Consider the following 23,613-nt stretch of genomic DNA (forward strand, 5'->3'; position numbering starts at 1 on the left):
CGAGATGGGCGAGCTGAACGCCATCACCGTCGACGTGGTGTCCGACGTCGTGTGCCCATGGTGCTTCATCGGTCAGAAGCGGCTCGACAAGGCGATATCAGCTGTTGGCGATACCGAGGTGCATGTCCGCTGGCGGCCGTTCCAGCTTGATCCGACCATTCCGCCGCAAGGCAAGGATCGGCACGAGTACATGCTGGCCAAGTTCGGCAGCGACGAACGCATCCGCGAAATTCATGCCCGCATCGAACCGCTGGGTGAAGCCGAGGGTATTTCCTTCGCCTTCGACGCCATCAAGGTGGCGCCGAACACGCTCGATGCGCACCGCCTGATCCGCTGGGCGGGTGTCGCCGGCGACGCCGTGCAGAACAGGTTGGTGCGCCGCCTGTTCCAGCTCAATTTCGAGGAAGGTGCTGACATCGGCGACCACACCGTGCTGGTCGAAGCCGCGCGCGAGGCCGGCATGGATGCATCCGTGGTTGCCACGCTCTTGCCGACCGAGGCCGATGTCGAGGCGGTTCGCACCGAGATCGCCACCGCGTCGCGCATGGGCATTTCAGGCGTGCCGTGCTTCCTGCTCGAGGGCAAATACGCCGTCATGGGCGCGCAGGACGTCGACACCCTGACCGATGCCATCCGTCAGGTGGCGGCTGCCAAGGCGCGCGGCGAATTGGAAAAGGTCGGCTGAGCCACCCCTCCTCCGCATCCGTCAAGAGCAGACGTCACTTCACCGTCACCTTGGCCTTGCTGATAAAAAATCCGTGGCCGTTTGTGGCCGTGCAGGTCAGCCCCTTGGTCGACGACTGGCACGAGAACGGCCCGGCGCGCCAGCTGTTGCCATAGGCGAGCCTGGTGACATCGCTGCAGCAAGGTTGCTCGCCGGGATCTTGATCAGTGTCGCCGGCCCCTTGGGGCCCAGGATGATGGTGACATAGCTCGGCTCGACGCGTGAGCAACTGAGTTCCGGTCCGCCGTCCTGTGGCTGATAGGTGCTGGTGCCGCCCTTCGCGGTGTAGATGCAGCCGATGTTGTCGGACGGCGTGTTGAACTCGATCTGGCCCTCGTCGCCCGCCGGAATGCTCTGTTCGGCAGCATGCGCCAAGGGCAGCCAGGCGAAGAGGGACAGGATTGCGGCCGCGCGTACGAGCATTGGGAAGCTTCCTTGTTTGGAGAACCGGACATGCATGGGTGCCGACAGGACCCGGCAAGGTTCAATCCCGAACGAAGGAATTGTCAAACGCGTTTCCGGATCTGACCAGGGTGGAATGCCGCCCCGCGCGGGTGACGACCTGATGAATCATGTTCGTTTCGAGATCGGCGAAGCGGTGATCGACAGACGCTGCTGCAACGACCATTTCCAGTCACTTTTCAGCCTCCGACAAGGAGAGACGGCAAGCGTGGCGAGAGCGCGAACGGCACATTTTCGGTGATTCCGGTCAGTCCCCAACGAGAAAATTTACCACTCCACGCGATTTTCAAGTTCACAAAACTGTGTGGAAAGCTTCCCTTAGGGAAGCTTCTCCGACAGCCCGTTCGAGCCAACAACGTTTTGAAATCAATGGCGATATTCCGATTCTTCCGATCGGTTTGAGAGCCTTGCAACCCTGCAATCTGTTGCCTCAGCGCAACGGCCGCCGGGGTAATCCCTTTGGCCAGCTTTAAAAATTAATAGAAAATGATCAATTGGTGTTACCATCCGTAACAAAAGAAAAAAGGTTTGGGCGGGATCGTGATTCGGGTCGTTAGACCATCGCAAGAGTCAGTACCGGAAAAAACACCTCGCGATGCCGCAAGGCCATCGCTTCTGACGCCGGTATCGTCGATGCGCAGCTTCTGGGGCCTGATGCGGGCCTACTGGGTCTCGGACCGGTGGAAGGAAGCCTGGACGCTGACGCTGGTGATCGCGCTGCTCACGGCGCTGTCCAGCAAGGCCGGTGTCTGGTTCGCAGAAACCTCCGGCGAGCTGGTCAATTCGATCGCCTTCTTCCACGACGCCGCCAACACCACCCCGCTTCGCACGCTGCTGGTCAATGCCGGCATCCTCGTAATGCTGGTCGTGCTCAAGGACGCTGGCTTTACCGGCATCCGCAATCTTGTGTCGGCGACATTGCACCGCAAATGGCGCGGCTGGCTGGACAGCCGCTTCAATGAGGCATTGCTGGACACCAACCATACGCATTTTCATGCCCAGCATGCGTCGACCGGCAGCGGCACGCCCGCTCCCGACAACATCGACCAGCGCGTCCAGGAATCCATCAAGGACATGACCGGCGGCGCCATCGGGCTTGCCATGGGCGTATTCAGTGTCTTCACCTCGTTCTACTTTGTTGGCGGCGCATTGCTGAAAAACTCGGTTGAGGTGAAGGGACTTGAGTTCTTGGGAAGCTATGGCAGCGCCGCCCTTGCTCTCCTGGCGGTCGCCATTTACGTCCCCTTCAACACATGGATTGCGGTCAAGCTCGGCGGCCTGCTCGAACGCCTCAACGTCAGGATGCAGCAGGCCGAAGGCAGCTATCGCGGCGAGCTGACGACGTTCCTGCGCCGTAGCTTCCATGTTGCGGCGTCTCAGGGCGAAGGCGTGCAGAGGACCATGCATGGCCGGCTCTATGTCGATATCGACGGCACATGGACGCGGCTGAACATCGTCAACACCATCTACATGTCGTTCGAGCTGATCTACAATTTCATCGGCGCCCGCATTGTCGCCTACGGACCCGGCCTGGTGCCATTCATCCACAACGGTCTCGATCTCAAGGGCTACATAACCGGTTCAGAGCTGGTCAATTCGCTGATCGGCCAATGTTCGTGGTTCATCCACGTCATGCCGGCCATCGCCACGCTGCGTGCCAACAGCCAGCGCGTGACCGAACTCGCGGAGGCGATCGAGAACGTCCAGCACCCGCAGGAGTTCTACAGCCAGACCGGTCGCTCCGACTTCCACTATGCCAGCCAGAACCCGGTTTTCGGCCTGACCATCCAGAAGCTCGAGCTGGCGCATCAGGGCGAGGACGCGACGCCTTTCCTCAGCGCCGCCAATCTGCGCTTCCGGCGTGGCGAGTGGACCTTCCTGAAGGGCGAATCGGGTTGCGGCAAGACCTCGCTGATCAAGGCGATCAACGGCCTGTGGCCCTATGGCCACGGCACCATCGTCTTCCCCGAGGGGGTGAAGAGTTTCTATGCCGCCCAGGAGGTCAAGCTGCAGCCGGTGTCGCTGAAACAGCTGGTCTGCCTGCCGGGCTCCGAGCACGGTCATAGCGACGCCCAGGTCGCGGCGGCGCTGTACAAGGCCGGCCTTGGCGACTTCATCTCGCATTTGGCCGAAGGAAGCCGTGAAGGCAAAAGCTGGGATCAGGTTCTGTCGGGCGGCCAGAAACAGAAGCTGGTGGTGGCTCGCATCGTGCTGCAGCAGCCAGGGCTGCTGTTCCTCGACGAGGCGACCGGCGCGCTCGATCCGGAGGGCAAGATTGCCTTCCACCAAGCCATCAAGGACAACTGTCCCGATGTCACGGTAATCAGTGTCATGCACGAGGCGGTGGCACCGAGATCGCAGACCGGCAGCGAATTCTATCACAGCATCGTCGCGATCGCCGACGGCGTCGCCACCAAGAAGCCCCTGGTTCCGACCCTGCCCGTCGAACTCACCACCATTCTTGCCCAGCCAAGGCCGGTCGAGGACAAGTGGCTGCGCTTCTCGCGCCGGCTGAAGCAGAAATAACGACGCTTCAACCTCGGTCGGCCAGGTTCATGCGCCGGCCTGTGATCACAGTCTCGCGATCGAAGCCGTTCGGCACCGTTTTCCGTCCTCACTGCGATTGACTCGGCAAGGCGCGCTCCTATGTTGCGCCCGCTTGCAGATAGTCAAACGCGAACCCGCAAGCGGAAAGGTCACCGCGCCATGCCTGGCGACAGTCACAGTCGAACGAAACCGCCGTCCGCCTAGACGTGACCTCTAATGGTTCACGTCCTGCCGGACGGCAAGGAGTGAGCCATGAACGAATTTGCCCCGGTGGCGAGCGACGAAGCCGTTGCAATCGCCCGTATCCTAGCCAACGATCACGTCGCCGACATTGTCGAGGCCCTGAACAGGGAGCCCCGAGAAACCGCGACGGAACTGCTGTGTGAAGTGACGTTCGAGCGGCTGGTCGACATCTTCGATCAGCCTGAGCTCGACCGCGCGCCCGAACTCATGGAGGCGCTGCCGCGCGCCAAGGCGGGCAAGCTGCTCACCGCCATGTCGGTCGACCGCGCCGCCGACATCCTGCGCGAACTGGAGGAACCGGCCCGGTCCGAGTTGCTCGGCGGGCTTGCCCCACCGCTGCGCGCCACGCTGCTTGCCATTCTCGGCTATCCCGAAGGCAGTGCCGCATCGATCATGACGACGGAGTTCGTCAGCGTGCCCTCGGACTGGACCGTGGGCCGCACGCTCGACTATATCCGCAAGGTCGAGCGGACGCGCGAAACCGTCTACGCGATCTACATCGTCGATCCGGAAACCCACCTCCTGGTGCGCTCGACCGGCCTGCGCCGGCTGATCACCGGTGAGCCGGAGGATTCGATCATGACGGTGGCGCCGGATCGTGCGCCGGTGACGGTCTCCCCGCTGACCGATCGCGAAACCCTGGCGCAGACGATCTCGAAATACGATCTGCTTGCCGTCCCGGTCGTCGACCACGGCAAGATCCTCGGCATCGTCACCATCGACGACATCATCGATACGATGGTTCAGGAGACGACCGAGGACGTGCATCGTTTCGGCGGCATGGAGGCGCTCGACGAGCCGTACATGAAGATGAGCTTCCTCGCCATGATCAAGAAGCGCGGCGGCTGGCTGTGCGCGCTGTTCATCTCAGAGATGCTGACGGCCAACGCCATGCAGAGCTACGAGGGCGAGCTGGAAAAGGCGATCGTGCTGACGCTGTTCATCCCGCTGATCATGAGCTCGGGCGGCAATTCCGGCTCGCAGGCGACCTCGTTGGTCATCCGCGCGCTGGCGTTGCGCGAGATCGGGCTTGGCGACTGGTGGCGGGTGGCGCTGCGCGAACTGCCCACCGGCCTCGTTCTCGGCGCCATGCTCGGCGTGGTCGGCATCTGCCGCATCGCGCTCTGGCAATATATGGGCTTCTACGACTACGGCCCGCATTGGCCGCTGATCGCCACCACGGTCGGCGCGGCATTGGTCGGCATCGTTACCTTCGGCTCGCTGTCGGGGTCGATGCTGCCGTTTGCCTTGAAACGCATCGGCTTCGATCCGGCCAGCGCATCGGCTCCGTTCGTCGCCACGCTGGTCGATGTCACCGGGCTGGTGATCTATTTCTCGGTGGCGCTGGTGATCCTGCGCGGCACGCTGCTGTAGCAGTTCCTAATCTCCACCGTGGCAAGACCCTTGCCACGGTGGAACGTTACGTCCCGGCATGGCGGTCAATCCACCCGCACGCCGTCCTTCACGCGATAGGTCGGCTTGTACATGGTGACCAGCTCTTCCGCCGCTGTCGGATGCACCGCCATCGTGCGGTCGAAATCATCCTTGGTCAGCCCGGCTTTCAGCGGAATGCCGAGAAGCTGCGCCATCTCGCCGGCATCCGGCCCCAGTATGTGCGCGCCGAGCACCCGCTTCGACGCGCCGTCGACCACCAGCTTCATCAGCATCTTCTCGTCGCGGCCCGACAGCGTATGCCGCATCGGCCGGAACGTCGCGCGGTAGATCTCGATGTCGGGGAAGCGTTTGACGGCATCATCTTCCGACAGGCCGACCGTGCCGATTTCGGGCTGTGAAAAGACCGCGGTCGCGATCGTCTCGTGGTCGGGCGCCGTCGGATTGTCCTTGAAGGCGGTTTCGATGAAACACATCGCCTCGTGGATCGCCACCGGCGTCAGCTGCACGCGGTTGGTGACGTCGCCGATCGCCCAGATGTTGTCGATGTTGGTGCGCGAGTATTCGTCGACCGCGATCGCACCGGTTTTCGTCATCTCCAGGCCGATACCTTCCAGGCCCATATTCTCGGTGTTGGGGATGCGGCCGATGGCCAGCATCACCTGGTCGACCGTCAGCACCTTGCCGCCGGTGACGAGCGCGTCGAGCCGGCCGTCCGGCCGCTTGCGGATCCATTCGGACACGGAATGGCAGAGGATGTTGATCCCCTTCTTTTCCATTGTCTCGTGCAGCATGCGCCGCAGGTCCATGTCGAACCGGCTGAGGATCTCCTTGCCGCGATAGACAAGCGTGGTGTCGACGCCGAGGCCGTGGAAAATGTTGGCGAATTCGACGGCGATGTAGCCGCCGCCTTCGATCATGATTGCCTTGGGCAGCTTCTTGAGATCGAAAGCCTCGTTGGAAAAGATGCAATGTTCGTGGCCGGGCAGCGCCGGATGCGCCGCCGGGCGGCCCCCGGTGGCGATCAGGATCTGGTCGGCGGTGACGGTGCGATCCTCGCCGAGGAGATGCACGACATGCGGATCGACGATCATGGCGCGCGAGTGAAAGGCCTCGCCGCCGGCGCCCTCGACGTTCCTCTTGTAGATCGCCTCCAGCCTGCTGATCTCGCGATCCTTGTTGGCGACCAGCGTCTGCCAGTCGAAACTGGCCTCCGGCACCGTCCAGCCGTAGCCGGCGGCATCGGCGAAATGCTCGGGAAATTGCGAGGCATAGACATAGAGCTTTTTCGGCACGCATCCCCTGATGACGCAGGTGCCGCCATAGCGGTACTCCTCGGCGATGCCGACGCGCTTGCCGAGTGCCGCCGCCACACGCGCCGCCCTCACCCCGCCCGAGCCGCCGCCGATGACGAAAAGATCGTAGTCGTAACCGGCCATGCAGCGGCTCCTCAAGCTTCAGAAATCCAGAGACAGGTAGGCCGCCAGGCAGCAAAAGAAAAGCCCGGACAAGCCGGGCTTCATCGATGGCCGCTAGAGCATGATCCCGAAAAGTGGAACCCGGTTTTCTCGGACAAACGGAAACCGTTTGTCCAGAGATCATGCCCAAACAAAGAGCCAGAGCCCCAGCCCGATTCCATCGGGATGGAATAGGCTCTAGGCCGTTTGGAAACGCAGGATCAGTTCTGCGTGTCGTCTGCCGGGGCCGAACCATCGGCGGGTGCGGCGCCATCCGCAGGTGCTGCTCCGTCTGCCGGCGCTGCGGCATCGGCAGGTGCTGCCGGCGCCGGCGCCTTTGCCTTGGCCGCCGCGGCCAGCGTTTCGCCGACCTGCTGCGCGAGATCGCGGGCGAGGCCGTTCTGCCAGATGTCGGCTGCCTTCACCAGTTCGCGTGTCACGATCGGACCGCTGTCCAGCAGCTTCTTGCCCGAATCGGAACTGTAGAAGGTGGCGATGTCGTTCAGTTCCTTTTCGGAGAACACTTTTGCGTAGGCGAGTGCGGCTTCCTTCTCGAGGTCGGCGCGGCGCGAGGCCAGCGTCAGCGCCTTCTCGTTGATGGTCTTGCCGATCAGCTCCTGCATGTCCGGGTTCTTCTGGATCAGCTGCGATTCGAGCGCGGCCGCGGCCTGCGGCAGGATGTTGTCGAACGGGTCGGTCGCATGGATCGCCGCGACCGCCGCGCGGGCGGCCTTCAGGTGCGCATCCGTGACATCCTGCGAAAACGCCGGCGAAGAGAAGGCCAAAACAGCCGAAGCCGCCAGAACGGCGCAAAGGCTGCGAACCCGGTTATGCAACATCATGATCGGTAGAACTCCCTGGTTTTCGGGCGGCATGGACAGTTTGGATACCGTCGCCGCCGGCGATGATGGCCGCTGAAGCCAGCCCGATGAAAAGACCATGCTCGACCACGCCCGGAATGGCGTGGAGAGCATTCGAAAGCGCTCTTGTATCCGGAATGCGGCCAAAAGATGCATCGAGGATAAAATGGCCGCCGTCTGTAACAAAAGCCTGGTCCCCCGTCATCCTCAATATAACCGGACCGGACAGGCCAAGCTTTTCAGCCGCCGCGCCAATCGCGATTTCGGTTGCGCGCAGGCCGAATTGATTGACTTCGATCGGCAGAGGAAAACGGCCGAGCGTCTCGACCATCTTCGACCGGTCGGCGATGACGATCATGCGCTGGGACGCCGCCGCCACGATCTTCTCGCGCAGCAGCGCACCGCCGCCGCCCTTGATCAGGGTCAGTTCCGGGTCGACTTCGTCGGCGCCATCGACGGTGAGGTCGAGCTGCGGCGTTTCCTCCAGCGTCGACAGCGGCACGCCAAGCTCGCGGCAGAGCGACGCGGTGCGCTCCGAAGTCGGCACGCCGATGATGGTCATGCCGGTGGCGACCTTCTCGGCAAGCAGCCGCACGAACTCTTCGGCGGTGGTGCCGGTGCCGATGCCGAGCCGCATGCCGTCGCTCACATGGGCCAGCGCCGCGCGTGCGGCTTCGACCTTCAACTGTCTTGCATCCATGCCGTTTGCTGCCCCGGAACTTGCTGTGGGGCTCCTACCATTTTTGCCGGTCGGGTCAAAGCCTTTGGCAGCAGCCTACTGCTGTTGGCGAGCTGGATACTGTGCAACGCGCGCGGTCAAGCGCAATGCGCGGTCAGCTCCGATAGGAATTTTTTCTTGACTTGGTGAGGGCAGCTATGTTACATATTTGCCCATGGTGCTGATTTGCGCCAACGACCCGCCGCCGAGGCGGGTTTTTCTTTTCTGGCGGCCGCCGCGAAATGTCCGGTGGGCCTGCTTGCTCTCGCGAGCTCGCCCAGCAAGCTTGCCTTGACGCCCCGCAGCCTTTATCGCCTGCCCCATGCACAAACCCCCGCAGGACAGACCATGACTCGCCCGATCATCGTGTTCGACCTCGACGGTACGCTGATCGATACAGCGCCGGACCTGCTCGACAGCCTGAACCACAGCCTTGCCGCCAGCCAGATCACGGCGGTCGACGAGGCCGGCTTCAAGCGCTATGTCGGTCACGGCGGCCGCGTGATGATCGAGCGGGCGCACGCCGCCCAGCAGCGATCGCTCGACGTCGAGGAGCACGACCGGCTGCTAAAACTTTTTCTTGATCACTACACCGACAACATTCCCGGCAAATCGCGCCCCTACCCCGGTGTCATCGAGGCGATCGCGCGTTTCGAGAATGACGGCTATCTCCTGGCCATCTGCACCAACAAATACGAAGCCAACTCGCTGGCGCTGATCGAGGCGCTCGGCCTGACGAAGCATTTCGCGGCTATCGCCGGACAGGACACGTTCGCGTTCCGCAAGCCTGACCCGCGCCATCTCATCGAGACCATCAAGCTCGCCGGCGGCGATCCGCACCGCGCCCTGATGGTCGGCGATTCGCAGACCGACATCGACACCGCCAAGGCCGCCGGCATTCCGGTGGTGGCCGTCGATTTCGGCTACACCGACCGCCATGTGCGCGAGTTCGAGCCCTCGGCGGTGATCTCGCATTTCGACGCGCTGACGCTCGATCTGGCTCAAAGGCTGATCGCCGCTGCCGGACAGTGAGCGGAAAGCGGCCGGCATCACGTCGGAGATAGCCCTGAAAGGGTGACAAATCCGATCCTTGCCGGAACACCTTACACCGCCTTGACTTCCCGCACCTGCCTCCCTTATATCGCGGCTCGCTTGGCCTTCGGGCAACGAGCGGGCGATTAGCTCAGCGGGAGAGCACACCCTTCACACGGGTGGGGTCGCAGGTTCAATCCCTGCATCGCCCACCAAAATCCGTACGGTAGTCGATTTGCGGCTGCAGCCAGCGCTGCCTCACGCGGCAACTTCCTTGAAAGCGTCGTTTATCAGTTTGGCCCGGCCTCCCGTCAGGGTGTCGATAACATGGCGTGCCCGACCTCGCTTGTCGCCATGGTGGTGAAGTCGGCGATGTCTGGCTGTGGAGATGCGCCGGTCGAGCCGCGATCAGCGCTTCATCGAGTGCAGGATGGCCTGCATGTGCTCTTCCAGGTCGAGTTCCCCCCGAGCCTCAACGGTCAGCAGGTACTCGGCCTTGGCCCGGCGATCGCCTCGGCTGATCGCCGGATAGGAGCAGATGGCCAGCAATGCTTCCTGTTCAATCCGGTCTGCCCTCTTGCGTTCGTGGCTGCTGCTGCCGGCTTGATGAACAACCCTGTGAAGCCCGACATAGCTGACGTCATGGGCTCCGATCAGCGCCCGCAATTCGGGTGAGGCACCTTCCCCTTCAGCAAACGTCGGTCCAACCACCGAGGCCACGGCGGTGAACGCAAGAAGTGTACGGCGGGTAACTTCGGGCATGCCTCATATCCCTGCTGTCTGATCATGAAGGCACACCATAGCACCGGCACAACGGTTCGCAGAGATGCGCTGGGACGCGACCACGCTGTCTGCTGACAAAATGTATTCGCTCCCGCAGCCCGCCCTCCTGGTGCTGGCCAGTCGGGGCCCTGAAAACCGAAAGCGCGCAGCGTGTGGGGCCCCACAAGCCCCCTCTCACCCGCCTGCCGATCAACCGGGGGCGGAGCGATCAATGGGATGACAACATCGCCCGCCGCGTGCCTTCGCGCTGTCAACCGCACCCCAGCAGCAAGTGTGGCCTTAAGTCGCAACAACTGGCTTCCGAAAGCAGGGCCCCGGCCTTCATTGACGCTGCGACCAACACCATATGATGATCCATAGCCCTCCAATACGAGAGAAGCTTGCCCTGACGCTGCCGCACTGCGGCCGTCAGCCGGCAATGGCCATGAACCAGGAACCTTAAAACAATGCCTGAAAATACCAGACCAACTTCGAGAGACGTCCCCCTCATTCAGCTGGGCGTCTATCAGTGCCGCTTCCCGGTGAGCGAAGACCCGTCAGTACCCGGCGGTTATCGTTTTTGTGCTGGGCCAACTTCGCCGGATCGCGTCTATTGCGATCACCACCACAGCATCGTGACTGCCGTCGATCCTCGTCGAACCCGTTCAGGTCTCCACCCCGCTCAGCGACGCGCCGCGTAACTTAAGCGGGCGGCGGCCCCTGGAACAGGTGGCAAGGGCTCGGCGTGATGCGCTCCACATCAGTTGGGGGCATCGTCGGAGGCAATTGCACGAGACGCAGAACCATCAGCTTTCCATTGAATTCGCTGGAGCCGCAAAGCCACCGGGCGCGTCGCAACCCGCAGCTGCGCTCGAGTGGGGCAGGCGCGACCGCATTAGCCGCAGATAATATTCGCCGGCAGGTCCCGGGTGGTCTTATTTGACGGTCGAAAACGCAAAACGATCGAAACGGAAGACTGCCGTATACTCGTTGCGCCGCTCCGGCGTCCCGGCAGGATTGCGGAAGATCGCGCCGCAGGTTGTCTGAATTTTCGGAATGGCGTCGCACAGGAAGTTCTGCTGCACCCAGCTGGTTCCTTTATCCAACCATGCGCCTCCCCCGCTCAGCTCACGACCGAGGATGAGCGACCTGATCTCCGAACCGGTAAGCCGGTCCTTCGCATCCAGATCGACCTCTTCCGGCAGCTCCGGCAAACCGGCCTTGTCAAGGCCATCCAGCAGACGCCCGATGTCAGCCGGGTTCTTGAACACAAAATACCTCTGCGTGACCAGCTGATTTGCCCCTCCATCCTTTCGTTCCAACATGACGCTCCTTAGCCTGTCACTATAGGCCGCGACCTGGTCACTGCGCCCGAGATGTGCGTAGGCCGAAACCAACACCTGCAGGCCGTAGAATTTCGGCCATGGATCGGGCGATTGGAGATCGATCCTTTCAAGGTAGTCGACAGCTTCCTCGAAACGACCCTGGCCAAATTCAGCCAGCCCAGCCTGGTAGTGCCGATGGTCATTGCCGCCTGGGTCGACACGGTTGGCCGCGACGAGATAGTCGCGCGCCTCGTCCGGCCTGCCATTGAAATTCAGGGCTTCTGCCAGCCCGACATAGTTCAGGGGATCGCTCGGGTCGAGCGCCACTGCCTTGAACATAAGCGCGACTGCCTCGTCGGACCGGTGCTCGCGAATCAGCAAACTGGCGACGAGTTGATAGTAGGAGGGCGAAGGATGCTTGGCCGCCTCCTCCAGGTGCTTGTAGACGTTGTAAAGCGCCACCGTTTCCGAAGAGGCCAGAGCTTTGACCCGCGGCCCGTCCATGTCCCAATAGGCCCATGCGAGCGCGGCTGCCGCCACGCCGAAATTCGGATCGAGTTCCAGCGCCTGCTGGAAAAACCTCACCGCCTGCGCAAACTCGTCTGGAGTGTTGCGACGATTGTAGATTTCCATGCCCTGGAGGTAAGCTTCGTAGGCTGCGGGATTGCGCGTGCCGCCCGCGACATCTGCCTTGCCTTGGGTGCTGACGAGACGGAGCTTGAGCGCGCCTGCGATGCTGACGACGACCTTGTCCTGCAGCGCAAACACATCCGTCCACTGGCCGTCGAAACGTTCTGCCCAGAGATGACCGGTGGTCGAGCCGTCGATCAGTTGCGCGTTGATACGCATGTCGTCGCCGACCCGACGTATCGAGCCCTCCAGTATGTAGCGGACACCAAGCGCTGCGGCGACCTCAGCGGCTTTAGTCTCCTTGCCCTTGTAGGTGGAAGCCGCGTTTCGCGAGACGACGAACAGGCCGGGCACGCGTGCCAGTTCTGTGGTCAGGTCCTCGGTGAAACCGTCAGCCAGATAACCTTGCGCCTTGTCGTCGCTGAGATTGTCAAATGGAAGCACGACGAGGGATGGCCGGGTGTCGGCTTTCGCATTGGCCGTCAGAGAGGTGGCCCGAAGCTGTGGCTCCCACGGTCGCCACCACGCTGCTGCAAGGCCGACCGCGACAACAAGGACCCCAACAGCGACGGCCAGATTGCGCCTGAAGCGTGGGTGTCGATTGACAGCCATCGGCCTTCCCGCCACTGCGGGATCGAGCAGCACCCGGTACGCCTGCACCGGTTCGGCGATGTTTTTCAGCCTCTGTTGGCCCATCGGCTCAAAGCCGAAAGCCAACTTCTTCTCAACCTCCTTTGCGACCTTTGCCGAGACACAGATGCCGCCAGGTTCCGCTAGTTGTTGGAGCCTGGCAGCGACGTTGACGCCCTCGCCATATCGGTCCTCGCCCTCGACAATCACCTCGCCGAGATTGATCCCGATCCTGACGCGAATCCGCTGATCCTCGGAAACGGCGGCGTTGCGTTCCGCCAGGGCATTCTGCAAAGACACGGCACATTCGACCGCGTCCACGACGCTGCCGAATTCGGCCAGCAGTCCATCGCCCATCAGCTTGAAGATATGGCCGTGGTGGCGCGCAATCTCAGGCTCGAACAGTTCCTTGCGTTGAGCACGAAGGCGCTCGAACGTGCCGGCCTCGTCGCGTTCCATCTGGGCGGAATAGCCCACAACATCGGCAGCGAGAATGGCGGAAAGCTTACGGTCCATCGATCTGGCCTGTCCCCCGTGGAGTATAGACCTGGTCACACTGAAATGAAACGACCGACCTCCCCAGCGGCCGGCGCGGTTGACCCCGGAATGCCTGGAAGACGCGAAAATGGACGGAAATCAAGCTCGGAAAGTGCCGACACCAAGGTAGCGCCCCAACGTCCGCCCATCTCTGTGCTATATTGCAATTTCAACACGCACAGGAAGTGTGTGCCGAACACGGGCTGGAGCCGGAAGTACCGCCGCGCTTTCGTTACTGGATTGACCGCGAGGAGGATCAAGCATGTCTGACCGCGCCGACGTAGGCCCTCTGCAACTGGGCGAACGAGCGCCCAATTTCGTACTCGACGCGATTACTCGCGAGGGCAAGATAGCCATCGACGACTTCCGCGGCGAGAAGCCAGTGCTGGTTGGGCTGTATCGAGGTCTGCATTGTCCGTTTTGCAGGCGTCATATCGCGACGGTTTCGATGCTCACACCAGCCCTTAACGCAAAGGGCATCGAAAGCCTCACGGTGGTGAACACGCCCATCGAGCGGGCGCGCCTTTATCTCCGCTACCATCCGATGGTTGGCTTGCTTGCCGCATCCGATCCGGAGCGCGTTTCACACCGCGCCTTTGGATTGCCCAATATGCAAATAACTGAGGGCGAGACCGCATTGCCGCACAAGGTCTCAATGAGCGATGTGAAGGCGATGCGGCTCAACGTGCCAGGCGAAATGCCTGAGCCGATGGATCCGTTTGCCACGCTCGAATATCTGAACAAAAAAGACAATTACGATATCACTGAAGCGGACCAGCAAATGATGGCGACCGGTGTGGGCCAGCTCATGGGCCAGTTCCTGCTCGACCGCAACGGCGTCGTTCGCTGGACGTTCTCCGAGGTTTTCGATGGCGGCTTGGGCGCCCACCCGAACTCCGAGGCGATGATGTCGGTCGCGTCGCATATTGATCAGTAGCGGCGCAGTGCGCCGAACGGGTGCTGGGATAGCAGGTGTTATGCATCCCGTTAGTTCGAGCCGGGGTCGACGCGCTTCGGCGCGAAGCGTTTCGCCCCACTCGTCGATGCTGATTTGGCTATCGGTGGTGGGCGTCCCGAATGACTTGCGATCGCGACGGGAACCGCCAAGAGCGCGTGTTGCACTTCAGGTGGGAAAGCGATGTCGCCTTGGCATGGCCGCTCTGAATCTTTAGGCTGAATCTGGAATCACACGACGAAGGATTGAGGGACTTGGTGGATCTCGACAGCCACATTGCGAATGCTGCGCTTGATCGTAGTTCCCCGCGAGTCGTCGCGGTTCTTACAACACGCAACGAAGAGCGGTTCGTCGCCGGATGTCTCGAGAACCTCTTTCGTCAAGGCGTGCAGGTCTACGTCTGCGACAATCAGTCGACGGACCGAACGCTTGAGATTGTCCAGCGCTACAGCGGGGCCGGATTGATAGGGGTCGAAAGCATCCCGCATAATGGCTGGTATTGCTGGGAGCACCTTCTTCGTCGCAAAGAGGAACTCTTTCAGTCGCTCGAAGCAGACTGGTTCATGCATCTTGACGCTGACGAGATCCACCTTCCGCCGACTTCGCACCCATCGTTGGTCTCCGCCATTGCGGCGGCCGACGCACTCGGCTGCAACGCGATCGAGTTTTCCGAGTTCACGTTCATTCCAACTCGGGAGGCCCCCAATCACGACAATCCCAATTATCAAGACACGCTGCGCACCTACTACCCGTTCCGGCCGTCCTCCCCACACTGCGTCCGTGCGTACAAGAAACAGGACGGCCCCATGGAGATTGCGTGGTCAGGCGGCCATCGCGTGCGCTTCGCCGGTCCGGTGAGGCTCTACCCCGCGCGGTTTCGCATGAAGCATTATCTGTTCCTGAGCGCAGAGCACGCCGCGCGCAAGTATGCTGGCCGCCGGTACCTGAGCGAGGAGGTCATTGATCTTGGTTGGCACGGATGGCGACCCCGCTTGCGATCAGAGGATATCCGGCTGCCGGACGCTACCCAGGTGCGCGCCATTGTGACGGACGACGATCTGGACGAGGCCAATCCATGGTCGGCGCACTGGCTTGAGCGGTACGCCTCGTGAGCGATGTACGCCTCCCCCGCATCCTGGCGATCGCGGACCGACCCGGCTGGGCGATCGATCGCAAGACTCAGAATCTCCGGCGCGTGCTGGCAAGAAGGTTCGAGATCGTCGAACGATTTCAGCATGATGTGACTGAGTCCGACGTGGACGCGGCGGACATCGTGCTGATCTTCTATTGGCTCCAGATCGCGAAGCTGCCCCTGCCGGAATCGACCCTCGCCCGCCGGTCTGACAGCCTGGTTATCGGGATCTGCAGCCACGCAGAGCTGGAGGGCGAATTCCGCGAGCGCGGGCTCGCTACCCTGAACCGACTGGCGCGCGCTGTCTTTGTCAACAATCGGCGGCTAGAGCATGAATACTCTCCCCTATTGGGTGTTCCGGTCCACTACACGCCCAATGGTGTCGACACGACATTCTTTTGTCCGCCACAAGTACCACAACCCCGTTCCGGCGAGCTCCGCGTCGGATGGGCGGGAAGTCTCGGCAACCATGGTCCGGCACATCGCGGCTTCCACGACGTCATCGAGCCCGCGGTCGCCGCCGTGCCGGGCGCGCGACTATTGACTGCCATTCGGGAGCAACACTGGCGTAGCCATGACGAGATGCTCGACTTCTATCGAGATCTCGACGTTTATGTCTGCGCCAGTCGCAGCGAAGGCACTCCCAATCCTTGCCTGGAGGCGGCGGCGTGCGGTGTCCCCGTGGTGACGACCCGGGTGGGAAACATGCCTGAGCTTATTCGGGATGGCGACAACGGGCTGTTCTTCGATGGAACTGCGGAGCTTGCGAACAAGCTCGCCCTGTTGCGGGATACGCCATCACTCCGGTCGCGGATGGCCGTCCGCATGATCGAGACGATCCGAGAGTGGGATTGGGGCGTGCAGGCGGAGAACTACGCGCACATGTTTGCCTCGTTGCTTCCAGCGGACGGAGCGGTCGGGCCTGTGAGATCTGCGGCTTCAGACGTGCCCTGCCAAACCTGACCTTTGTAGCGCCCTTCGAGATTTCCCGGACCCTTCTTCCTCCATAGCCTAGCTCAGCAACGATGATGAGGCGGCGCTGCACGGGGCTTCATCGAGCACTCGTCTCACCTGCCATTTGCCCGACAGGTCGCTGACCGCTTCCCACGTTGGCCACTGATGCGTAGTCGCAGTAATGGAAGGTTGCGAGATAGCCGGGGACTGCGCGCATGAACTCCTGTTGATGGGTCCAGGCTCTGCACTCGGCCATCGAGGTCATGGGTTTCACCAGGGGGAGCCTGACCAACTCCCCCTGGTTGGTCAGATGGATTGTAACAGCGATGGCGGCGGACATGGCCGGGTCATCCATCGACTTGAGGTTGGCGACACAATAACCGCCGGGGTTGGGACGGACGTCGTCTGAGGCAACCTCGTTGACATGGTCAGGGCCACAGAGTCTCGCAATGCGGGAATCCGCTTTTGCAGCCGTTTGCCCTGCCAAAAGACAAGCGAGAGCGATGACGAACCTGGTCCGTTTCATGTCAGCCTCCTGTCCAATCCAGTGCCGCCAGGATCGCTTGGAGGCGACGGCCGAATGGGCTATGCTAGGAAGCGCGCCAAGAGGGTGAAATGTCCCGAACGGCCCCTGAAATTGACCTGAAATCTGCTGAAACGGTCACGTTCCGCGGTTTTGTTTTTCTTGCGAGCAGCAACGAACTCCGAACCGTCGAAGGCAAAGCGGTCAATCTTCGCAGCCAGTCCGTCGAGGTGCTCTCCGTGCTCGCGGCGCGACCAGGCGCGATCGTGTCCAAGGATGCGATGATGCAGGCGGTTTGGCCCGATACCTTCGTGACCGAAGACAGCCTCACTCAATGCATTGCCGATATTCGCCGCGCGTTGGCGGACGACGCGCACGCGATCGTGGAAACCGTCCCACGGAGAGGCTACCGGCTGAATGCCGATCCGTCGGAAGCGGCGAACCCAAACGCCGCAGCCGGCACGGAACGTGCCAAGACCCGATCGCAGCGCGGCTTCAGTCTTGCTGCAATCGTTCTCTTCGCTGTCGCGATCGGCGCATACTACGGCACGGAAGCATGGCGAGCCGCTCCAGTTCCTTCGAGCGACATGCCCAGGATTGCGATCCTTCCCTTCGACGACATGAGTGCTGGCGCGGACAAGGGATATCTCAGCGATGCCGTCGCCGAGGGGATCATCACCGAGCTTGCGCGGAGCAAGACCTATGCCGTCATCGCCCGGAACTCGAGCTTCAGGTATCGCGACCAGCCGGTCGACATCAGGCAGATCGCAGACGAACTCGGCGTCGACTACCTGCTCGAGGGCAGCCAGCAGAAGATCGGAGACCGGCTGAAAGTGTCCGCCCAGTTGCTGAATGCGCATGACGGATCACATGTGTGGGCCAACACCTACAACCGGGAGATTGGCGATCTTTTTGTCGTCCAGGAGGAGATCATCCGCACGCTTGCGGATCGGGTCGGCCAGAGTGTCGAGCGCCCCCTGCCAAAGAGCGACGCCGCGCAGGTCAGCGCGCTCAGCTATTACCTGATGGGGAGGGACAGGATCACCGAGGATTTCTCAGCCGCGCGGAACGAGCTGCTGCGGGAGTTCAGCCTCAAGGCGATCGAAGCGGATCCGAACTCCCAGTTCGGCTATATCGGGATGGCCTGGTACTATCGCAATGACTCGGTATTCTGGCACAAGCAGGAAAATGACCCCGACGAGGCGTTGAAGCGCGCCGCCGAATACGCCGACAAGGCTCTCCTGCTCGCTCCTGATGACGCCGGAGCGCACTTTGCCCGCGCCCAGATCCAGAACGAAGCTGGAGAGTTCGAGCAGGCCATTGCGCGGTACGACCGGGCCATTGCCCTGAACCCCAGCGACCCGAATATCCTCGTCCACAGTGCAGGCGTGCTGCTGAACGTTGGGCGCATCGACGAAGCGATCGATCGGATCGAGCAGGCCAAGGGCATCGATCCTTTCTATCCTGACTGGTTCAACTGGCAGATGGGCTGGGCGCTCTATGAAAAGAATGATTGCGGGGCTGCGCTGGCGGCGATGCGGAAAATGTCCCCAATCCCGATCGGCGCACACCGAATGCTTGCGGGTATCTACGCTTGTCTGGGAAACCAGCGAGAGGCAAAGGAAGCGCTTGCGGTTTTCCTCAAAGACTCGCCCGGCGACTCCATCAGCAAGCAACGCAGGCAGTGGGAGAAGACCTACCTCGTCCCCGGAGCCCTCGACCGCTGGATCGGACACATGCGGTTCGCGGGGTTGCCGGAGTGAAGGCCGACCCGTATGCGGCGACCGCCTGCTGATTGGGTTTTGACGCCAAAGCGAGTAGCGTTTTGATCAGCCTCATATCCGGCAGCCTTGAAGAAGTTTCTGTACTGCTGGGGCTTAAACAGGTCGCAGATTTCGCTGAGTGCGTTGCAGATGGCGTCCAAGGATCGCGTTGCACGTTTGCTGAGCAGCGCTTTCAGCTTTGAGTACGCCAATTTCGATCGGGTTGAGATCGGGCGAGTATGGCAGCAGAAAGAGGAGCCAGGCGCCGCATCGCCCGCGGAGGTATTCGGCTCGCGGGCTCTTGTGGAAGGCGACGTTGTCGAGGATGACGACATCGCCCGGCGACTGGCTTTAGCCCGGTGGCGGGCAGCCACAGGGTGGACATTTCAGCCCACATGGAAAATGATCCTGTTGCCATGCACAACACTGCAGTGCTCTGATCTCGACGAAAAGCCTGAGCGTAGAAGCGGATCAACCGACCTCCGGGTCCAGTGAGCGAGGACGCAAATGGACACCCCAGAGAATGGGCGATTGGATCGCGACGCGGGCGGGCGACCCTGTCGATCGGCCGGCTGGCTTGCCCGCGCCGCCGTGTCGGCGGCATTCCTGCTCGGCATGGCTTTCAGCAGCACTGCGTTTGCGCAGGACCAGCAGCTACCCGTGGTGACGGCGGCCAAGCCGGTCGTCCGTGAAATCGTCGAAGACGACGAGTTCGTCGGGCGCTTCGAAGCCGTTGACCAGGTCGCCATCCGTTCGCGGGTCAGCGGCTATCTGGACAAGGTCAGCTTCCAGGACGGCGCACTGGTCAACAAGGGTGACCTGCTCTTCACCATCGACCAGCGTCCGTACCAGGCGGCTTATGATGCCGCCAAATCGCAAGTGGACGTCGCCAAGAGTCTGCTCGAATTCTCCAAGATGCAGCTGGATCGCGCCGACGAACTCGCCAAGACCGGCAATATCTCAACCGCGACGGTCGACGACCGCCGGCGGGAATACCTTTCGGCGCAGGCGCAGATGCAGGGCGCGACGGCTGCGCTGACGACGGCCAGCCTGAACATGGAATTCACCGAGATCAAGGCGCCCTTATCCGGCCGCATCGACCGCCGGCTGGTGTCGGTCGGCAACCTCGTGCAGCCGGATTCCACCTTGCTGACGACCATCGTTACGCGCGATCCGATCGACTTCTATTTCGACGTCGATGAGCGCCTGTATTTCAGCTACGCCCGCGACGCGAAGCAGCGTGGCGGCAGCATGCAGGAAGGTGCCGGCGGGCTCGATGTGGTGGTTCGCGTCGCCGACCGCGCGGAGGCGGTATTCAAAGGCAAGCTCGATTTTGCCGAGAACCGGATCGACAACGCGACCGGCACCATGCGGGTGCGTGCAAGCTTTCCCAACGCCGACGGCATTCTCCAGCCAGGCATGTTCGGGCGCATCAACGTGCCGGGGTCGCTGCCGCATAGCGGTGTGCTGGTGCCCGACGAGGCGATCGGCGCCGATCAGGATCGCCGCATCGTGTTCCTGGTGGATGAGGCCGGGATGGTGTCGGCGAAGCCCGTGCGCACCGGCCCGCTTCTCGACGGCTACCGGGTGATCCGCGGGGGCCTGACCGGCGACGAGACGATCATCGTCAACGGGCTGATGCACGCCAGGCCCGGCACCAAGGTGAAGGTCGAGATGGTGACGTTGCCGCCCAAGGCCGAGACCGCCGAGTTGCAGCAATGAGGTTCGCACATTTCTTCGTCGACCGTCCGATCTTCGCATCGGTCGTTTCGATCGTCCTGCTGATCCTCGGCGGGATCGCTTATACCCAGCTGCCGGTCGCGCAATATCCCGAGATCGCGCCGCCGACCATCGTCGTTCGCGCGCAGTATCCGGGCGCCGACGCCGAGACGGTCGCAGCGACGGTGGCAACGCCGATCGAGCAGGAGATCAACGGCGTCGAGGGCATGCTCTACATGTCGTCCTATTCGTCGGGCGACGGGGCGATGGGGCTGACCATCACATTCAAGCTGGGCACCGATCTCGACCAGGCGCAGGTGCTGGTGCAGAACCGCGTGTCGGTCGCCGAGCCGCGCCTGCCCGAAGAAGTCCGCCGCCTCGGCATCACCACCACCAAGAGCTCGCCCGACCTGATGATGGTCGTGCACATGCTGTCGCCCGACGATACCTACGACCAGCTCTACGTCTCGAACTACGCCCGCTCGCAGGTGCGCGACATACTGCTCAGACTCGACGGCGTCGGCGACCTCACCATCTTCGGCGAACGCGAATATTCGCTGCGCATCTGGCTCGATCCGGAAAAACTGTCCGCCCTGGGGATGACCTCGGGCGATGTGGTGCAGGCGCTGCGCGACCAGAACGTCCAGGTGTCGGGCGGCTCGATCGGCGCGCCGCCGACCAGCACCGGCACGGCGTTCCAGTACACGGTCACCACGCAAGGCCGCTTCAACGACGCACGCGACTTCCGATACGTGATCGTCAAATCGACCGACGACGGCCGCCTGATCTCGCTGCAGGACGTGGCGCGCATCGAGCTCGGCGCCAAGGATTACGTCACCAACTCCTATCTCAACGGCAAACCGGCGGTGGCGCTCGCCATCTTCCAGCGGCCGGGCACCAATGCGCTCGCCGCAGCCGCGGAGATCCAGGACAAGATGAAGGAGCTTTCCCGCGACTTCCCGAAGGGGTTGAGCTACGACATCGTCTACAATCCGACCGAGTTCGTCGCCGAGTCGATCCAGGAGGTCTACAAGACGATCCTCGAGGCGATGCTGCTGGTCATCATCGTCATCATCGTCTTCCTGCAATCGTGGCGCATGGCGATCGTACCGATCGTGGCGATCCCCGTGTCGCTGATCGGCACGCTGGCGGTGCTTTACGCCGCCGGCTTCTCGCTCAACATGCTGACGCTGTTCGGCCTCGTTCTGGCGATCGGCATCGTCGTCGACGATGCGATCGTCGTGGTCGAAAACGTCGAGCGCAATATCGCCAGAGGGCTGGCGCCCAATCCGGCGTCGCACCTGACCATGGACGAAGTCGGAACGGCGATCATCGCGATCTCGCTGGTGCTGATAGCCGTGTTCGTGCCGACAGCCTTCATCCCCGGCATTTCTGGGCAGTTCTACCTGCAGTTTGCGATCACCATCGCGGTGTCGACGGCGATCTCGGCATTCAATTCGTTGACGCTTTCGCCGGCGCTGGCCGCACTGCTGTTCAAGCCGCACCACGCCGCGGCGGCGCCGCCGCGCTTTTTCCTGGCGCGGTTCGGACTGGCGCTCGCCGACGGCTTCAATCGCGGCTTCGACAGGGTCGCCCATTGGTATTCGAGCATCATCCGCGTGCTGGTCGGTTCGTGGATAACGATCGCCGCCATGCTGGCCGTTTTCGCGGCGCTCATCTGCGCCACGGTCTACATGGTGCAGGCGGTGCCGCGCGGTTTCATTCCGTCGCTGGACCAGGGCTATGCGATCGTCGTCGTCCAGTTGCCGGACGGCGCCTCGCTGTCGAGGACCGATGCGGTCATCCAACAGGCGTCGCAGATCATCCAGAAAACGCCAGGCGTCGACTACGCAGTCGCCTTCGCCGGCTTCTCCGGCGCGACCTTCACCAACGCCAGCAACGCGGGGGTGATCTTCGCCAGGTTCAAGCCGTTTGACGAGCGACTGAAAGCCGGCCTGTCGGCGACCCAGGTCATCGGCAATCTGTTCGGCAGCCTGCAAAGCATCAAAGAAGCCTTCATTATCGCACTGCCGCCACCGCCGATCCGCGGCATCGGCAATGCCGGCGGCTTCAAGCTGCAGATCCAAGAGCGCGACAGCGCCGACATGCGGCAGATCCTGGCACTTGCCAACGAAATCGCCGGCAAGGCCAACAAGACGCCGGGGCTGACGGGCGTGTTCACCACGTTCTCCGCGTCGAGCCCGCAATTCTTCCTGGCGATCGATCGCGACAAGGCGCGCATCCTGAACGTGCCGATCCCCAACATCTTCGAGACGCTGTCGATCAATTTGGGGACCGCCTACGTCAACGACTTCAACGCGTTCGGGCGCGTCTACCAGGTGCGTGCGCAGGCCGACCAGGCGTTCCGCCTCGATCGCGCCGACATCTTGAAACTGAAGGTGCGCTCGGCGACCGGCGCGCTGGTTCCGCTCGGCACGTTGATCGAGATCCGCGACGTCACGGGCCCGGCGCTGGTCCAGCGCTACAACATGTACGTCTCGGTGCCGCTGCAGGGCAACGCCGCGCCCGGCGTTTCCACGGGCGACGCGCTGGCATTGATGGAAGGGATCACGGCAAAGACGCTGCCGGCCGGTACCTCCTATGAATGGACCGAACTCGCCTATCAGGAGCGCAACACCGGCAATGCCGCTGTCTATATCTTCGGACTGTCGGTGCTGTTCGTGTTCCTGGCGCTGGCGGCGCAATATGAAAGCTGGGTGCTGCCGTTCGCCATTGTGCTGGTGGTGCCGCTCGGCGTGCTCGCGGCGTTGCTCGGCGTGTCTTTCCGAGGGCTGGACAACAACATCCTCGTGCAGATCGGCCTCATCGTGCTGATCGGGCTTGCCGCCAAGAACGCGATCCTGATCGTCGAATTCGCGCGGCAGGCGGAGGAACGCGGCCTGACGGCCGCCGAGGCTGCCGTCGAAGCCTGCCGGCTCAGGCTGCGGCCGATCCTGATGACCGCCTTCTCGTTCATCCTCGGCGTCGTGCCGCTGATGATCGCAACGGGCCCAGGCGCGGAAATGCGCCAGTCGCTTGGCACCGCGGTGTTCTCCGGCATGCTCGGCGTCACCTTCGTCGGACTGTTCCTGACGCCGGTGTTCTACGTCACGCTCAGATCGCTGTTTTCACGGCGCAAGCCCCGTGCCGAGGCCGAGCCTTCGGGGCCGGTAGAGGCGCCATCGGAGACGGCCGCCGAGTAGGTTACGAATTCGCCGCGTCGGGCGCGGTCTATCGCTCCAGAAAAT

Annotated in this window: 19 protein-coding genes and 1 tRNA gene; 13 read left to right on the forward strand and 7 right to left on the reverse strand. The window is 62.3% G+C overall.

The window, feature by feature from the left end; all coding sequences use genetic code 11:
• Window positions 1–4: 4 nt before the first annotated feature.
• A complete protein-coding gene (locus tag AC1D10_RS25410) occupies window positions 5–685 on the forward strand; it encodes a DsbA family oxidoreductase (protein WP_477276762.1) in 681 nt (226 codons plus the stop codon).
• 96 nt (window positions 686–781) lie between these two features.
• Here the strand turns inward: AC1D10_RS25410 and AC1D10_RS25415 are convergent, their stop codons facing one another.
• Window positions 782–1,147, reverse strand: coding sequence for a hypothetical protein (locus AC1D10_RS25415; RefSeq protein ID WP_477276764.1), 366 nt, complete (start codon window positions 1,145–1,147; stop codon window positions 782–784).
• 672 nt (window positions 1,148–1,819) lie between these two features.
• Here AC1D10_RS25415 and AC1D10_RS25420 point away from each other — a divergent pair.
• Window positions 1,820–3,712, forward strand: coding sequence for an ABC transporter ATP-binding protein/permease (locus tag AC1D10_RS25420; protein ID WP_477276766.1), 1,893 nt, complete (start codon window positions 1,820–1,822; stop codon window positions 3,710–3,712).
• A gap of 273 nt (window positions 3,713–3,985) precedes the next feature.
• Window positions 3,986–5,350 carry a magnesium transporter gene (gene mgtE / locus AC1D10_RS25425; protein ID WP_477276768.1) on the forward strand — a complete coding sequence of 455 codons (1,365 nt, stop codon included), beginning with the start codon at window positions 3,986–3,988 and terminating at the stop codon, window positions 5,348–5,350.
• A gap of 65 nt (window positions 5,351–5,415) precedes the next feature.
• Here the strand turns inward: mgtE and gor are convergent, their stop codons facing one another.
• From gor to rpiA, 3 genes are all read right to left on the reverse strand, one after another.
• Window positions 5,416–6,807 (reverse strand): glutathione-disulfide reductase, encoded by a 1,392-nt coding sequence (gene gor, locus AC1D10_RS25430; RefSeq protein WP_477276770.1) that lies wholly within the window; start codon window positions 6,805–6,807, stop codon window positions 5,416–5,418.
• A gap of 239 nt (window positions 6,808–7,046) precedes the next feature.
• Complete coding sequence (locus AC1D10_RS25435; protein WP_477276772.1) at window positions 7,047–7,667, reverse strand: DUF2059 domain-containing protein; 621 nt, start codon at window positions 7,665–7,667, stop codon at window positions 7,047–7,049.
• On the reverse strand, window positions 7,654–8,385 hold the full coding sequence (gene rpiA, locus AC1D10_RS25440; protein WP_477276774.1) for a ribose-5-phosphate isomerase RpiA: 732 nt from the start codon (window positions 8,383–8,385) through the stop codon (window positions 7,654–7,656). The genes AC1D10_RS25435 and rpiA overlap by 14 nt, the downstream gene beginning before the upstream one ends.
• Before the next feature lie 366 nt (window positions 8,386–8,751).
• On the opposite strand from rpiA, the gene AC1D10_RS25445 reads away from it, so the two are divergent.
• Both AC1D10_RS25445 and AC1D10_RS25450 read left to right on the forward strand, forming a co-directional pair.
• Window positions 8,752–9,435 carry a phosphoglycolate phosphatase gene (locus AC1D10_RS25445; protein ID WP_477276776.1) on the forward strand — a complete coding sequence of 228 codons (684 nt, stop codon included), beginning with the start codon at window positions 8,752–8,754 and terminating at the stop codon, window positions 9,433–9,435.
• Between the two features lie 140 nt (window positions 9,436–9,575).
• A tRNA-Val gene (locus AC1D10_RS25450) sits at window positions 9,576–9,650 on the forward strand.
• Window positions 9,651–9,843: 193 nt separating this feature from the next.
• Here AC1D10_RS25450 and AC1D10_RS25455 read toward each other — a convergent pair.
• The gene (locus AC1D10_RS25455; RefSeq protein ID WP_477276778.1) at window positions 9,844–10,197 is read right to left on the reverse strand and encodes a hypothetical protein; all 354 of its coding nucleotides are present in this window, start codon (window positions 10,195–10,197) and stop codon (window positions 9,844–9,846) included.
• A gap of 467 nt (window positions 10,198–10,664) precedes the next feature.
• Here AC1D10_RS25455 and AC1D10_RS25460 point away from each other — a divergent pair, with 467 nt between their 5' ends.
• Window positions 10,665–10,898: a GcrA family cell cycle regulator gene (locus AC1D10_RS25460; protein WP_477276780.1), complete on the forward strand. Its 234-nt coding sequence runs from the start codon at window positions 10,665–10,667 to the stop codon at window positions 10,896–10,898.
• Between the two features lie 234 nt (window positions 10,899–11,132).
• Here AC1D10_RS25460 and AC1D10_RS25465 read toward each other — a convergent pair whose 3' ends face one another.
• Window positions 11,133–13,298 (reverse strand): tetratricopeptide repeat protein, encoded by a 2,166-nt coding sequence (locus tag AC1D10_RS25465; protein WP_477276782.1) that lies wholly within the window; start codon window positions 13,296–13,298, stop codon window positions 11,133–11,135.
• Window positions 13,299–13,581: 283 nt separating this feature from the next.
• Here AC1D10_RS25465 and AC1D10_RS25470 point away from each other — a divergent pair, with 283 nt between their 5' ends.
• The 3 genes from AC1D10_RS25470 (at window position 13,582) to AC1D10_RS25480 (ending at window position 16,369) form a co-directional block, all read left to right on the forward strand.
• Window positions 13,582–14,256: a peroxiredoxin-like family protein gene (locus AC1D10_RS25470; protein WP_477276784.1), complete on the forward strand. Its 675-nt coding sequence runs from the start codon at window positions 13,582–13,584 to the stop codon at window positions 14,254–14,256.
• Between the two features lie 275 nt (window positions 14,257–14,531).
• Window positions 14,532–15,386: a glycosyltransferase family 2 protein gene (locus AC1D10_RS25475; RefSeq protein WP_477277374.1), complete on the forward strand. Its 855-nt coding sequence runs from the start codon at window positions 14,532–14,534 to the stop codon at window positions 15,384–15,386.
• Window positions 15,383–16,369, forward strand: a complete 987-nt coding sequence (locus tag AC1D10_RS25480; RefSeq protein ID WP_477276786.1) for a glycosyltransferase family 4 protein — start codon at window positions 15,383–15,385, stop codon at window positions 16,367–16,369. Before AC1D10_RS25475 ends, AC1D10_RS25480 begins: the two co-directional genes overlap by 4 nt.
• A gap of 88 nt (window positions 16,370–16,457) precedes the next feature.
• Here AC1D10_RS25480 and AC1D10_RS25485 read toward each other — a convergent pair whose 3' ends face one another.
• Window positions 16,458–16,886, reverse strand: a complete 429-nt coding sequence (locus tag AC1D10_RS25485; RefSeq protein ID WP_477276788.1) for a hypothetical protein — start codon at window positions 16,884–16,886, stop codon at window positions 16,458–16,460.
• An 89-nt stretch (window positions 16,887–16,975) separates the two neighbouring features.
• Here AC1D10_RS25485 and AC1D10_RS25490 point away from each other — a divergent pair, with 89 nt between their 5' ends.
• From AC1D10_RS25490 to AC1D10_RS25505, 4 genes are all read left to right on the forward strand, one after another.
• Complete coding sequence (locus AC1D10_RS25490) at window positions 16,976–18,646, forward strand: winged helix-turn-helix domain-containing tetratricopeptide repeat protein (RefSeq protein ID WP_477276790.1); 1,671 nt, start codon at window positions 16,976–16,978, stop codon at window positions 18,644–18,646.
• An 87-nt stretch (window positions 18,647–18,733) separates the two neighbouring features.
• Window positions 18,734–19,141 carry a hypothetical protein gene (locus AC1D10_RS25495; protein WP_477276792.1) on the forward strand — a complete coding sequence of 136 codons (408 nt, stop codon included), beginning with the start codon at window positions 18,734–18,736 and terminating at the stop codon, window positions 19,139–19,141.
• Window positions 19,142–19,261: 120 nt separating this feature from the next.
• Window positions 19,262–20,368, forward strand: coding sequence for an efflux RND transporter periplasmic adaptor subunit (locus AC1D10_RS25500; protein WP_477277376.1), 1,107 nt, complete (start codon window positions 19,262–19,264; stop codon window positions 20,366–20,368).
• Window positions 20,365–23,568, forward strand: coding sequence for an efflux RND transporter permease subunit (locus tag AC1D10_RS25505; protein ID WP_477276794.1), 3,204 nt, complete (start codon window positions 20,365–20,367; stop codon window positions 23,566–23,568). Before AC1D10_RS25500 ends, AC1D10_RS25505 begins: the two co-directional genes overlap by 4 nt.
• Window positions 23,569–23,613: the final 45 nt, after the last annotated feature.

The organism is Mesorhizobium sp. P2_A8, assembly GCF_056404935.1.